Consider the following 14,036-nt stretch of genomic DNA (forward strand, 5'->3'; position numbering starts at 1 on the left):
CGTTACTTGTACAAAATAACCAGTAAGAATTTGAACAGCTGAGTTGGCAGACGTTAGTCTTCTAGCTCAGCCAAGCACATTTCTTCATGGATTTGGTTAACCCATGTAGTGACGCGCTCATTGGTGAGCTCTGGTTGACGGTCTTCATCGATACACAGCCCAACGAATGTGTTTTCGTCGACTAGCGCTTTTGACGCTTCAAACTCATAGCCTTCGGTTGGCCAGTGTCCAAGTACTGTGCCACCTTTTGTTTCAACGATGTCACGAATGTTACCCATTGCGTCACAAAAATACTCTGCATAGTCTTCTTGATCACCACAGCCAAAGATCGCAACAAGCTTGGTAGAAAAATCAATATCTTCAAGCTCTGGGAAGAAGTCATCCCAGTCACATTGTGCTTCACCGTAATACCAAGTTGGGATACCTAAAATAAGCAGGTCAAAGTTATCGATATCTTGCTTGCTGCTTTTTGCAATATCCTGAACATGAACGAGCTTTTTACTAAGCTGTTTTTGAATCATCTTTGCTACGGCTTCTGTATTACCAGTATCGCTACCAAAGAAGAGACCTACACTTGCCATAAATGAATACCTATAATTTATTGTTGATGTTGGCGGAAGCGTTGAGGTTTTAACCTAGCCCTGTGCCTTCCCAGCTAAGTTGAATAATGCCTTTGGCGATAAAGCCTGCACACCCCAAAAATAGAACAGACCAAACAACACGCTGACCAAATATAGGAACATTACCTTGCTTTAGAACGTCTTTTATTGCCATACCAATGAGAAAAAAGATGGCGGCAAATAATAGATCTAATCCGATAGATTCCAGTATATCGATGTAGTCGTAGAGCATGTCACTTCCTAATGCCATTTTCGTGCACGCACTATATCATTCTTAACATGTAAAGTTAATGATCTATTACCTTGGGCTGTGGATCTCGTTAAGGCAGTCTCTTTGGGCATTTTGGCATAGTAAACGATTATTATATAACTGTCGGATGTATACTCAAGTGACCTCAAGGTGCTCGTTCAGCGAGAATTTATTGGCAGCTGATCAAGGTTGTGATTTGAAGGCATAGTCATACTACGGCAAGAGTATATAGCCCTTTTCACCACTATTTTTTTATAAAGCGCCTTATAGCGCGTAATACTTCTTGAGGTTTCTCTGCGTGTAACCAGTGTCCAGTATTGGCGATAACATGAGCTTTAGCATTGGGAAATTGGCTTTGAATATCTTTCTGGTACTGTGTGGTAATGTAATCAGAGTCTGCTCCTTTTAAGAACAAAGTATTAACATCACAAGGTGGGTTTTCTGTCCAGCCAAGAATATTCCAGTAGTTTTCTAGAATAGAGTCGACATTAAAACGCCATACTAGCTTGCCTTCTTTTTTGAACAAAGATTTACTAAGAAACTGTCTAACACCTTCCATTTCGATATGCTGGGCTAGTAGCGCTAAAGCTGAACTGCGATCCGCTGGCGGCGTATTAATAACCGCTTGTAAACCATCAAAGACGTTATCATGTTTTCGGCGTGTATAGGCCACCGGAGCCATATCCATAACAATGAGCTTATTGATCAGTTCACAATGGTCAGCGGCCAATTTCATAGCAACCTTTCCGCCCATAGAGTGACCAATTAACGTTACCTTACTCAAGTTCAACGATACAAGCAGTCTATAGACATCATTGGCCATTTCTGCGTAGCTGTGACTTTCGCTATGGAAGGATTGGCCGTGATTTCGGAGGTCAATACTTAAAACTTGGTGATCGTCGACAAGATCTCGAGCAAGCAGACCTAAATTATCTAGGTTTCCAAACAGTCCGTGTAATAAGACGATGCTATCGCCGTTACCTTGCAGTTTGTAGTTAAGTTGCTGGCTGTCAGGTTGGTTATTGTCTGGCTGAATATGGTTAAACTGATTATGCATAATAGGTATTTTATTGAAGTTTTAAAAGAATGTTATACTCAAGGAGCCTGTTCAGCGAGCATTAATTGGCTTTTGATCAAGGCACTGATTTGAAGGCATAGTCATTCTACGGCAAGGATCAGTCGCACAGAGCAGAAGCCAATAAAACTCGACCCTTGAGGTCACTTGAGTATAGTGTCGGCTTAGTACTCAAGCAAATTGAATATAGCATCTTGAAGTTACTTGGGTATAATTATCAAGATATTAAAACAGTGAGATTGTGAAAAGCGAATGAAAACGATTGAAGTTGATGAAGATCTTTACCGTTATATAGCGGGCCAAACCGAACATATTGGTGAAAGTGCGTCGGATATCCTTCGACGTCTATTGCATGTAGATGGTACAGAGCCTGCTGCCCAAATCACTGAACCGGAAGTTGAAGAACAAACAACAACGGCGATTGAGAGCCAACCTGTAGGAATCGTGGTCAGCAAAGATGCAGGGAATGAAGAGAAAGTAGATGGCATTAAAGTGATGCGCTCACTCCTTATCTCTGATGAATTTGCTGCAAGCAATAAAGCGATCGACCGTTTTATGCTTGTTCTATCGTCGCTGTATCAAATTGATAAGCCGAGCTTTGCCGAAGCTACTCAGGTAAAAGGTAGAACACGAGTCTATTTTGCAGACAATGAAAATGTCCTACTTGCTAGCGGTAAAACCACCAAACCACGAGCGATACCAGCAACCCCATTTTGGGTAATTACCAATAACAACACCAATCGTAAACGTCAAATGGTTGACCAACTAATGACAAGAATGGGGTTCCAAGCTGATTTGATCGAAAAAGTGTGCAGTTCCATATAGTTTTTAGACGGCAGTGTAGTTTTATATGAGATTTAAGCCTCATAATGATGTAGTTCCTCAAACGTCGTTATGAGGCTTTTTTAGTTTTTATTTTTTTGTTTTAAAGGATTATTCGTATGGCAATACACGCTCGCGCAGGGCAAAAAGCTCAGCAAGAAGATTTACACAATATTCCCGCATTAGTGGCAAATTATTTTTTATTGCAACCTGATCCGAGTAACACTGCTCATAAGGTTCAATTTGGAACCTCTGGTCATAGAGGAACAGCAGATAAGTCGACATTTAATGAGAACCATATTTTGGCCATTGCCCAAGCCGTTGCTGAGGTACGACAAAGTAAAGGTACGACAGGTCCGCTGTTTGTAGGTAAAGATACCCATGCACTTTCTGAAGCTGCTATTTTTACCGCCATTGAGGTGTTAATTGCCAACGGAGTACAAGTGATTGTCCAGCAAGATAATGGCTATACTCCGACACCAGGTATTTCTCATGCTATTTTGACGCATAACCTTAAGCAACAAGAAAAAGCGGATGGTATTGTCATTACGCCTTCTCATAACCCACCTCAAGACGGTGGCATTAAGTACAATCCGCCTCATGGTGGCCCAGCAGAAGGTGAGTTAACGAAAGCGATTGAAGATCGTGCTAATCAACTGATTGCCGCTGGTTTAGAAGGTGTTAAACGTATGCCGCTAGCAGAAGCACAAGCAAGTGAGCTGTTGCTGCAAGTGGATTTGGTTAAGCCATACATTGATGATTTGGTCAATGTCATTGATATGGAAGCGATCCAGAAAGCGAACTTAAAAATAGGTGTCGATCCACTTGGCGGATCAGGTATCGACTACTGGCGTCAGATAGCGGAAACATATCAGTTGGATCTTACTTTGGTGAATGAAGCGATTGATCCTTCTTTCCAATTTATGTCATTGGATAAAGATGGTGTGGTTCGAATGGACTGCTCATCACCTTATGCGATGGCGGGTCTATTGGCTCTAAAAGACGATTATGATTTGGCTTTTGGTAATGACCCTGATTATGATCGCCATGGCATCGTCACACCTAAAGGCCTAATGAATCCAAACCATTATCTGGCGGTTTGTATTGATTATTTATACCGTCACCGTGAAGGTTGGGGTAAAGAGGTCGCTGTTGGTAAAACTTTGGTGTCTAGCGCACTGATTGACCGTGTGGTAGCTGATCTTGGCCGTGAACTGTGCGAAGTACCTGTTGGTTTTAAATGGTTTGTTGATGGATTGTATGACGGTTCATTCGGTTTTGGTGGTGAAGAGAGTGCCGGCGCTTCGTTCTTACGTAAAGATGGCACCTCATGGGCGACCGATAAAGATGGTATTCTTTTGTGTTTACTTGCTGCGGAAATAACGGCAGTAACAGGGAAGAATCCTCAACAGTACTATGAAGAGCTGGCCGCGAAACATGGCGAGTCCGCCTATAACCGTATACAAGCGGTAGCAAATCCTGAACAAAAGGCGGTGCTAGCGAAAATGTCACCAGACATGGTTTCTGCTGAGTTACTCGCAGGGGAGCCAATTACGGCTCGCTTAACTAATGCTCCAGGAAACGGTGCAGCAATTGGGGGGTTGAAGGTAACCACTGAAAATGGTTGGTTTGCTGCTCGTCCATCAGGTACTGAAGATATTTATAAGATTTATTGTGAGAGCTTTAAAGGTGAAGAACATCTAAAAGCGATAGAAAAAGAAGCACAAGAAATCGTAAATCAAGTGTTTGCTGACGCGGGTTTATAATATTACGGTGTTGAAAAAATAAGAGGGTTTAGTAGTAAACCCTCTTATTTACTTCGATAACCTAACTAAGGTCTCGCAATATGATCGGTGTCGCACTTACTTGCTGTGCAGTGTACGAAACATATCGCATAGAACTTTTGTGTTTGGTTCCTTGTAGTGCTTTGTTTACCTGTAGCCATATTGTAATATGTAAATGTTCCATTGGTAGTACCACCCCCATCCCAACGTACAGCTGCTGACCAATATGGTTTATCGGTTGGCCAGCCTAAATTAGAAACATCTCCATACTTATCAAAAATCGCTTCAAACACTTCATTAACCGGTATTTGCCAACCTAGATTATTGCCATTGTATTTCATGTCCTCTAAATTCGTTTGACAATACCATGCCGCTGGTCCTGAATATGCTGATGACAAGTACGCACTGCCATCATGTCTCATAAAGAGTGGCCATTTTTTGTCATTCTCGTCGTATGAGCCACTATTATATCGTGGGCTTTTTGCTTGATTTATCCCTTCATTATATTCATCCAGTGTTTGTGGGAATGAAAACCACATTGGTATATCTCTAACAAAGACTACATGCTCTGGATTTGGCGTTGGTTTTTTTGGATCTGTACCATCAGCAATTTCTTGACTGTCTGAAATACCATCGCCGTCAGTATCCACAAATGGGCTATTGGTTTTTTTCGGATCGGTGCCATTGGTCACTTCGTCACCATCATTAATGCCATCACCATCGGTATCGGGGTTGTTAGGGTCAGTGCCATCAATGTGCTCTTTGCCATTTGAGATGCCGTCGCCATCGTCGTCCTTGTCGCCGTTAATGACGGGGTCGTTGGGATCTTTGGGGTCGGTGCCGATCACGGTCTCTTTGCCATTGGTGATACCATCGCCATCGGTGTCCTTGTTTCCGTCAGTGATAGGGTCATTGGGATCTTTCGGGTCGGTGCCTTTGGTCACTTCATCACCATCGTTAATGCTATCGCCGTCAGTGTCAGGCTTGTTGGGGTCGGTGCCGATCACGCTTTCTTTACCATTGGTGATGCCGTCGCCATCGGTGTCCTTGTTGCCGTTAATGATAGGGTCATTGGGATCTTTCGGGTCGGTGCCATTGGTGGCTTCGTCGCCATCGCTAATGCCGTCACCATCGGTGTCAGGCGTGTTTGGGTCAGTGCCATCAATGTGCTCTTTGCCATTTGGGATGCCGTCGCCATCGTTGTCTTTATCGCCGTTAATGACAGGGTCGTTGGGATCATTGGGGTCGGAGCCGATCACCGTCTCTTTGCCATTGGTGATGCCGTCGCCATCGGTGTCCTTATTGCCGTTAGTGATAGGGTCATTGGGGTTTTTGGGGTCGGTGCCATTGGTCACTTCGCCACCATCATTAATGCCATCGCCGTCGGTGTCCTTGTTGCCGTTGACTACAGGGTCATTAGGGGCTTTGGGATCGGTGCCATTGGTCACTTCGTCACCATCGTTAATGCCATCGTCGTCAGTGTCAGGCTTGTTGGGATCGGTGCCGATCTCGGTCTCTTTGCCATTGGTGATGCCGTCGCCATCGGTGTCCTTGTTGCCGTTAGTGATAGGGTCATTGGGATCTTTCGGGTCGGTGCCATTGGTGGCTTCATCGCCATCGCTAATACCGTCGCCATCGGTGTCAGGATTGTTAGGGTCAGTGCCATCAATGTGCTCTTTGCCATTTGGGATACCATCACCATCGTTGTCCTTGTCACCGTTAATGACGGGGTCGTTGGGATCATTGGGGTCAGTACCATCAATATGCTCTTTGCCATTGGTGATGCCATCGCCATCGGTGTCCTTGTCGCCGTTAATGATGGGGTCATTGGGATCTTTCGGATCGGTGCCATTAGTCACTTCGTCACTATCGTTAATACCATCGCCGTCACTATCAGTGTTGGGGACTCTGCCAGATTTATCACTTGAAACAGATATTAGCGGATTGGTAGAGTCATTTTTACAACCAACAATGCTGAACATACACAATACAAGTAGAATTGTTCTTATAATCATAATGAATACCTCTTACATTAAAGGCTAAACGAAGGAGATATCAGCTCTACTCGTCGATTTAACATGCGTCCTTCAGCGGTACGATTACTGGCTTTTGGCCAATGCTCACCTTTACCTGTGATGGTGAGACGATCCTTGTTTATTCCTTGATATTTTAGATAGTTAGCAACGCTTCTTGCTCGCGATATAGACAGTGTCATATTGGATTCGGCAGTACCGATGTTGTCAGTGTGACCAATAATTTCCAGAGTAGATTGCGGATATTTTTTGAGTCTTAGTAAAATGTTTTGTAACCGAGACTTCATAAAATCTGTTAGTTGATGGCTTCCGCTCTTAAACATGACAAGATCATTTGTTTCCGAACTAATGATCTCTTTGTATTCTTTTATAAAAATGCGTTCATGTTCAGGTTCAACTAAGAGGTTAGGTTGTGAAATGGCTGGAATACCTTCTGACTGATTAAAGAAGTAATTGAGGCCAAGTGTGAATAAGTGCATATCGGATTCGCCCACATACTTGATATCATCTGCCCATTGATATTCAGCATTGATTGATAACGAAGGGGTAAAAAAATATTCTCCTCCTAATGAAAGAAGCGGAGAGGCTCCTGATTTTTCATCGGTATTTTGTGCTTTCCAAAGTAAACCGCCTGCCTTGCCATAAACAAATGCTTGTTCTTGTTCTGTAAGCGGAAGCTTCTTACGTATCGAAACTTCTACACCATTGATAGCAACATCAATGGTGCGATCGGTGAACGTTGCTGTAGGAGAACCTAAATCGTGATAGGCACTTTCTATGGCAAAGTTGTAAGGTAATGTGTAGCCAGCCAACAGCTTGTAAACGGCGGTACTTTCTTTACAACTTGTCGAGGTGTTGCTGCAAGTGCTGCTGTATGTCGAAACTCCGATACCTGCGCCGATATACGGTTCTGAGTTCGCAGTGCTGTTGTAGGCTATCGTTATAACCATAAAGAGCATATTTCGAAGGCAATTTATATACTTCGTAGCTGTCATAGAAGAATCAACCTTAAATTCTTTTGCTTTCTGGGATTAAATGTAAATATTTTTATCTACTTAAATTTCTTGGATTAATTGGTTGTGTTATTTTTATGGGAGGATATGTCTTCTTTGTTTGTGTAAGTAATAAGATTTTTCTTATTTATTTTCTGAGTCTAAATTTAGCCATCTACCAATTTTTTGAGTGGGGATATTTTAACTTGTTGATGTTTAAAGTATTTTTAGGAGTGCTGAGCAAGGGGTGTTTATTAGGTTAAATATGATATTAATGGTGGTTGTACTGAAGGTTGTGTGTTCTAACCTTTTCTTTTTTCTAGTGTTTTTTTAATCTTCTTCTTTGAGGTAATTGTGTTTATGTTTGAATATAATTTAAGATGGAATGTCATTCTCTTTTTTGTATCTAAATGTTTTTATAAGGTGCAAGCTGGCTGTTAAATTACTATTGAGCATTTTATATGTTATGCCACTTCTTTTTTTATTAAAATCAAACTATTTCAAAATGCAGAACTTAAAACGATAGCAGTGTATATAGTTCAAAAAGAGAGTGGGAGGAATGACTAACCCTTTCAAGGTTGTTTAATTTGAGGCCAGTTATCCGGAACAATCATCCAAAATTGCCCTGTTTGATCTTGGCAGTGTACGGTATATTGCAATGGATTATTTGGCAGAATATAGCGTTCGGCTTGGCCAACGTTTCCTGCTATCCAGTTAATTTTATCTAATCGATAAAGGGGCTCTGTTATCTGTTTCCACTGATGTTGATAACACCAAAAGCCAGTAATGGAGTGGTGGTTGATGCGGTGTCCTAAGCAGTGCTGAGGAAGGCTGTTTTGTTCAAATGGATTAATATAAAGCCGGCCTTGCATAAATAGATGTGAAGTGATGTTGCTAATATAAGGATATCGCTGCTTAAATGTGTCTGTTGCTGACATCGCTAACTGATGATTCAGCATATGATTCAGTTTTAGATCTAGCCGATCACGGCTATCTGGACCATACCAATGATCATCGTGTAGAAGATAAAATTTAATGGCAACTTCCCAATGCTGATAGTTACTCTGGTGCTGTACGATAAAATCAATGGCACCTAAGGTTCTTTTATTGGCGATTAGCTGAATCTCTTCCGCCACAACTTGATACTGTTCTGATTGTTCGAATAACTGTTTACACAGGGCTTGGTAGACAAACCCTAGGCGTTTATTGCCAGAGTAATTGACGACAAAATCAACGGAGTGGTTACTAAAAGGGTTACTTGCTATTGGTAATTGATCGGGGCATAAAATAGTTTGCTGTTGAGTAATCCAACGAGCGGCTTTTTCTAGTGATGCCTGCATGACCGATTTCCTGTAATATTCTCAATTAACGCTTGTTAATAAACGGTATAACACAATATGAACCACTTGCAATTAGAGTTACTGTTAAATAAAAAATTGTCTCCTGAGTTAATTAAGGATTATTGCCCAAATGGACTTCAGGTAGAAGGGCGACAAGAAGTGTTAAAAATGGTTACCGGAGTAACGGCATCGCAAGCACTTATTGATAAAGCCATTGAGTTAAAAGCCGATGCTTTGCTTGTTCATCACGGTTATTTTTGGAAAGGTGAACCAGAAGCCATTCGCGGAATGAAAGGCTCGAGAATAAAAGCACTGATTCACAATGACATCAACTTGTACGCGTATCATTTACCATTAGATGTACACCCTGAGTTGGGTAACAATGCTAAGTTAGCCAGTTTGTTGGGTATTGAAATAACGGGTGGCTTAGAGCCATCACCTCAGTCTGTTGCTCTGCATGGAGAGCTAGCCCATAGTATGTCTGGTGCTGAGTTGGCTGAGAAAATTGCATCGGTATTAAATCGAGAACCATTACATATCGCACCGGATATGGATAAGCCGATAAAAACAGTGGGTTGGTGTACTGGTGGTGGACAAGACTATATTGAGCTTGCGGCTGCCAGAGGGTTAGACGCGTTTATTTCGGGAGAGATTTCCGAGCGAACAACATACTCTGCAAGGGAGCAGGGTATTCACTACTTTAGTGCAGGGCACCATGCTACTGAGCGATATGGTGTAAAAGCGCTAGGAGAGTGGTTAGCGGAAGAACATGGCTTAGATGTTCAGTTTATTGATATCGATAATCCAGTATAGTGACTCTTATTCGCTGATGGTTACGCAATAAAAAAGGTTGGCATAAGCCAACCTTTTATCTAGCAAGGAGTCATATTCTCATACGCTCTTTACTTGCTGTTATTCGTTACTCACGTTCATGCAGAGGGTTAAACTCACGCATTTCTTGACCTGTGTAAAGCTGACGTGGACGACCAATACGGTTATCCGGATCTCCGTGCATCTCATTCCAGTGAGCGATCCAACCGATAGTACGAGCCATAGCAAAAATTACAGTAAACATAGACACTGGAATACCGATCGCTTTGAGGATGATACCTGAGTAGAAATCTACGTTCGGGTACAGTTTCTTCTCAACGAAGTATTCATCAGACAGTGCAATTTTCTCAAGCTCCATAGCAACATCTAACAATGGATCTTCAATGTTAAGCTCTTTTAGTACTTCGTGACATGCTTCACGCATAACCGTTGCACGTGGGTCATAGTTCTTATAAACACGGTGACCGAAGCCCATTAGACGGAATGGGTCATCTTTATCTTTGGCTTTCTTCACGTAAGTTGGGATGTTATCCACTGAACCAATTTCTTCTAGCATACGAAGACATGCTTCGTTAGCACCACCATGAGCAGGACCCCATAATGACGCAATACCCGCCGCAATACATGCAAATGGGTTAGCACCAGAAGAACCCGCTAAACGCACAGTTGACGTTGATGCGTTCTGTTCGTGGTCTGCATGCAAGGTTAAGATTTTGTCCATTGCACGAGCAACAACAGGGTTTACATTATAATCTTCGCATGGGTTTGCGAACATCATATGTAAGAAGTTCTCTGCGTAGCTTAAATCGTTTCTTGGGTAAATAAATGGCTGGCCAATAGAGTACTTGTAACACATTGACGCCAAAGTCGGCATTTTAGATAGTAGACGGTATGCCGCAATTTCACGGTGTGTGTCGTTATTAATATCTAATGAGTCATGATAGAAGGCCGCTAGAGCACCTACTACGCCTACCATTATCGCCATTGGGTGAGCATCACGTCGGAAACCGTGGAAGAAGCTTGCGATCTGTTCGTGAACCATAGTGTGCTTGGTTACGATTTTCTTAAACTCTTCATATTCCTTACGATTAGGGGCTTCGCCGTATAGCAGTATGTAGCAGACTTCCAGGTAATCTGCATTGTTAGCAAGCTGATCAATTGGGTAGCCTCGGTGTAGAAGTACACCTTTTCCACCATCAATAAAAGTGATTTGGGACTCACAAGATGCAGTGGCAAGAAAACCAGGGTCAAAAGTAAAGTAGCCATTTGAGCCTAGCTTACGAACATCGATTACCTCAGGGCCTAAAGTACCATCCATAATCGGCAGTTCAATTGGTGCTTTACCTTCAATATGAAGGGTCGCATTCTTATCTGCCATAACAATCTCCTTTGATTATAATTTTATCCATCCAGGACTTTATTAGTGTGACAATTTGTACTCATGATCATAACTAAAGTCAATTTTTCTAACTTTTTGTGTGCACTTGTTAAGATTTTCATCATTTTTCGTTGAAAAAACATGTTCTGTGTAGCAGTTTTTGTTAAGACAATTGTATTAATATGTTGCCAGCCGTATAGTGACCAAGAATTTTGTTGTTAACTCCTTATAAATTCAAGGCTAGAAAGAAATAACGTCATTAAAATTTCACTAGTCATTTAACAAAAAATTTACATTTAAAGTCCCGCTTAACGGCTATAAATGTTAAATTAAAGTTAAGTTTTGCGGGGTTGACATCTTAAATTGATCATAACAATAAATGCTCAAAGGAGCTGAGTGAGCAAGCCCGTGAAAGAAAGAAAGCCAAGACCTGTTAATCTCGATTTACAGACCATTCATTTTCCGATTACTGCAATCGCGTCCATCGTCCATCGCGTGTCAGGTGTGATTACATTTGTAGCTGTCGGTATTTTGCTTTGGTTGTTGTCATTATCCCTCTCCTCACCACAAGGCTTTATGCAAGCCGCTGATCTAGTCGATAGCTTTTTAGTGAAGTTTATCTTGTGGGGAATCTTAACTGCACTTGCCTACCATATTGTTGGTGGTATTCGTCATCTTATAATGGACTTAGGTCATTATGAAGATTTTGAATCCGGCACAATGACGGCCAAGGTTACTTTTGCTGCTACTGCAGTATTGTCGTTACTTGGAGGAATTTTGGTATGGTAAAGCATGTATCATCGTTTGGTCGTAATGGTATCCACGACTTCCTACTGATTCGTGCCACAGCTATTATCCTGACTTTGTATACCATATACATTGTTGGGTTTTGTGCTTTTGGTGGCGAAATCACTTACCACACATGGACAGCTTTTTTTGGTGGAACCTTTACCAAAGCGTTTTCCATGTTGGCACTGACCTCTATATTGATCCATGCATGGATTGGTATCTGGCAAGTGTTAACTGACTATATCAAGCCAAATTTAGTACGCGGTTTGCTTCAATTCGCATTTGTAGCAGTACTGTTCGTCTATTTCTTCTCTGGCCTATTTATTCTGTGGGGTGCGTAAGTGACTATTCCAGTTCGTGAATTCGATGCCGTTGTAATCGGTGCCGGTGGCGCAGGTATGCGTGCCGCATTACAAATTTCAGAGCAGGGCCTAAGTTGTGCCTTGTTATCAAAAGTATTTCCAACCCGTTCTCACACTGTATCTGCTCAAGGCGGTATTACGGTTGCGCTTGGTAACTCTCACCAAGACAATTGGCAGTGGCATATGTATGACACAGTAAAAGGTTCCGATTATATCGGTGACCAGAATGCCATTGAATATATGTGTAAGAACGGTCCAGAGTCTGTGATTGAACTAGAGAAAATGGGTTTACCGTTCTCTCGTTTTGAAGATGGTTCAATATATCAACGTCCGTTTGGTGGTCAATCAAAAGAGTTTGGTGGCGAGCAAGCAGCACGTACAGCGGCGGCGGCAGACCGCACAGGTCACGCATTGCTGCATACTCTGTATCAACAAAATATTAAGCATAAAACCACCATCTTCTCTGAGTGGTATGCGTTGGACTTAGTGAAGAACCAAGACGGCGCAATCATGGGCTGTACTGCTATCTGTATGGAAAGTGGTGAGATTTGTTACTTCAAATCTAAAGCAACTATTTTAGCCACAGGTGGCGCAGGACGTATTTACGCCTCGACCACTAATGCTCATATTAATACTGGTGATGGTGTTGGTATGGCGTTGCGTGCTGGCGTACCAATGCAAGATATTGAAATGTGGCAGTTCCACCCAACGGGAATCGCTGGTGCCGGGGTATTGGTAACAGAAGGTTGTCGTGGTGAAGGTGGTTATCTCCTCAATAAAGATGGCGAAAGATTCATGGAGCGTTACGCTCCAAATGCGAAAGACCTTGCAGGTCGTGACGTTGTCGCTCGTTCTATGATGATAGAAATCCGTGAAGGTCGTGGTTGCGATGGCCCATGGGGACCTCATATTAAGCTTAAGCTTGATCATCTTGGTAAAGATGTTCTTGAGTCTCGTTTACCGGGTATTTGTGAGCTGTCGAGAACATTCGCTCACGTCGATCCTGTTAAAGAGCCAATCCCTGTTATTCCAACGTGTCACTACATGATGGGTGGTGTACCTACTCAGGTTTCTGGTCAAGCCATTAAGCTTGATGGCAGCGGTAATGATGTAGAAGTACAAGGCCTGTTTGCTTGTGGTGAAATTGCATCTGTATCAGTACATGGTGCGAACCGATTAGGCGGTAACTCACTGCTTGATTTGGTGGTATTCGGCCGTGCAACAGGCTTACACCTTGGTGAAACATTACAAGCGCAAGCTGAAGCTCGCCCTGCAACTGAATCAGATATTGAAGAGTCATTGGCTCGTACAATGCGATGGGAAAATAGCAGCACTGGTGAAGATCCAGTTCAGATTCGCAAAGATCTACAATCTTGTATGCAAAATAGCTTCTCTGTATTCCGTGAAGGAGATGCTATGGCGAATGGACTTAATGAATTGAAAGTGATTCGTGAGCGTTTACAAAATGCCCACCTTTCTGACAAGTCATCAGAGTTCAATACCCAACGTATCGAATGTTTGGAATTAGACAACTTAATGGAAACAGCATTTGCTACCGCAGTCGCGGCAAATTACCGCACAGAAAGTCGCGGTGCGCATGCTCGTTTTGATTATCCTGACCGTGATGATGAGCAATGGCTATGCCACTCAATCTTTAATCCGGAAACAGAAGAGATGTCTAAGCGTGATGTAAACATGGAGCCGGTTCATCGTGAAGCGTTTCCTCCAAAAGTACGTACATACTAAAGGGAGACTAAAAC

13 protein-coding genes are annotated in these 14,036 nt (G+C 42.4%); 6 read left to right on the top strand and 7 right to left on the bottom strand.

Annotated elements, in window-relative coordinates; translation table 11 throughout:
* Positions 1 to 53 precede the first annotated feature (53 nt).
* From fldA to CHJ_RS04045, 3 genes are all read right to left on the bottom strand, one after another.
* Complete coding sequence (gene fldA, locus CHJ_RS04035; protein ID WP_171754271.1) at positions 54 to 581, bottom strand: flavodoxin FldA; 528 nt, start codon at positions 579 to 581, stop codon at positions 54 to 56.
* Between the two features lie 49 nt (positions 582 to 630).
* A complete protein-coding gene (locus CHJ_RS04040) occupies positions 631 to 852 on the bottom strand; it encodes a DUF2788 domain-containing protein (protein WP_171754332.1) in 222 nt (73 codons plus the stop codon).
* Positions 853 to 1,114: 262 nt separating this feature from the next.
* Positions 1,115 to 1,927, bottom strand: coding sequence for an alpha/beta fold hydrolase (locus tag CHJ_RS04045; RefSeq protein WP_317916934.1), 813 nt, complete (start codon positions 1,925 to 1,927; stop codon positions 1,115 to 1,117).
* 270 nt (positions 1,928 to 2,197) lie between these two features.
* Here CHJ_RS04045 and seqA point away from each other — a divergent pair, with 270 nt between their 5' ends.
* Both seqA and pgm read left to right on the top strand, forming a co-directional pair.
* Positions 2,198 to 2,770, top strand: coding sequence for a replication initiation negative regulator SeqA (gene seqA / locus CHJ_RS04050; RefSeq protein WP_171754273.1), 573 nt, complete (start codon positions 2,198 to 2,200; stop codon positions 2,768 to 2,770).
* A gap of 116 nt (positions 2,771 to 2,886) precedes the next feature.
* A complete protein-coding gene (pgm, locus tag CHJ_RS04055; protein ID WP_171754274.1) occupies positions 2,887 to 4,533 on the top strand; it encodes a phosphoglucomutase (alpha-D-glucose-1,6-bisphosphate-dependent) in 1,647 nt (548 codons plus the stop codon).
* 65 nt (positions 4,534 to 4,598) lie between these two features.
* On the opposite strand, the gene CHJ_RS04060 is transcribed toward pgm, so the two are convergent.
* The 3 genes from CHJ_RS04060 to CHJ_RS04070 all read right to left on the bottom strand — a co-directional run bounded on the left by CHJ_RS04060 (position 4,599) and on the right by CHJ_RS04070 (position 8,916).
* The gene (locus tag CHJ_RS04060; protein ID WP_317916935.1) at positions 4,599 to 6,566 is read right to left on the bottom strand and encodes a hypothetical protein; all 1,968 of its coding nucleotides are present in this window, start codon (positions 6,564 to 6,566) and stop codon (positions 4,599 to 4,601) included.
* Positions 6,567 to 6,583: 17 nt separating this feature from the next.
* Complete coding sequence (locus CHJ_RS04065; protein WP_317916936.1) at positions 6,584 to 7,534, bottom strand: OmpA family protein; 951 nt, start codon at positions 7,532 to 7,534, stop codon at positions 6,584 to 6,586.
* Positions 7,535 to 8,148: 614 nt separating this feature from the next.
* Positions 8,149 to 8,916 carry a DUF1853 family protein gene (locus CHJ_RS04070; protein ID WP_317916937.1) on the bottom strand — a complete coding sequence of 256 codons (768 nt, stop codon included), beginning with the start codon at positions 8,914 to 8,916 and terminating at the stop codon, positions 8,149 to 8,151.
* Between the two features lie 57 nt (positions 8,917 to 8,973).
* On the opposite strand from CHJ_RS04070, the gene CHJ_RS04075 reads away from it, so the two are divergent.
* A complete protein-coding gene (locus tag CHJ_RS04075) occupies positions 8,974 to 9,729 on the top strand; it encodes a Nif3-like dinuclear metal center hexameric protein (protein ID WP_317916938.1) in 756 nt (251 codons plus the stop codon).
* A gap of 106 nt (positions 9,730 to 9,835) precedes the next feature.
* Here CHJ_RS04075 and CHJ_RS04080 read toward each other — a convergent pair whose 3' ends face one another.
* Complete coding sequence (locus tag CHJ_RS04080; protein ID WP_171754280.1) at positions 9,836 to 11,125, bottom strand: citrate synthase; 1,290 nt, start codon at positions 11,123 to 11,125, stop codon at positions 9,836 to 9,838.
* Positions 11,126 to 11,521: 396 nt separating this feature from the next.
* On the opposite strand from CHJ_RS04080, the gene sdhC reads away from it, so the two are divergent.
* Genes sdhC through sdhA form a run of 3 tightly spaced genes read left to right on the top strand, consistent with a single transcriptional unit; the run spans position 11,522 to position 14,022 of the window.
* Entirely contained in the window at positions 11,522 to 11,914 is a 393-nt protein-coding gene (gene sdhC, locus CHJ_RS04085) for a succinate dehydrogenase cytochrome b556 subunit (RefSeq protein ID WP_171754281.1), read from the top strand.
* A complete protein-coding gene (gene sdhD / locus CHJ_RS04090) occupies positions 11,908 to 12,255 on the top strand; it encodes a succinate dehydrogenase, hydrophobic membrane anchor protein (RefSeq protein ID WP_171754282.1) in 348 nt (115 codons plus the stop codon). Before sdhC ends, sdhD begins: the two co-directional genes overlap by 7 nt.
* The gene (gene sdhA / locus CHJ_RS04095; protein WP_171754283.1) at positions 12,256 to 14,022 is read left to right on the top strand and encodes a succinate dehydrogenase flavoprotein subunit; all 1,767 of its coding nucleotides are present in this window, start codon (positions 12,256 to 12,258) and stop codon (positions 14,020 to 14,022) included.
* Positions 14,023 to 14,036 lie beyond the last annotated feature (14 nt).

This window comes from Vibrio sp. MACH09, assembly GCF_033238805.1.
Classification (GTDB): domain Bacteria; phylum Pseudomonadota; class Gammaproteobacteria; order Enterobacterales; family Vibrionaceae; genus Vibrio.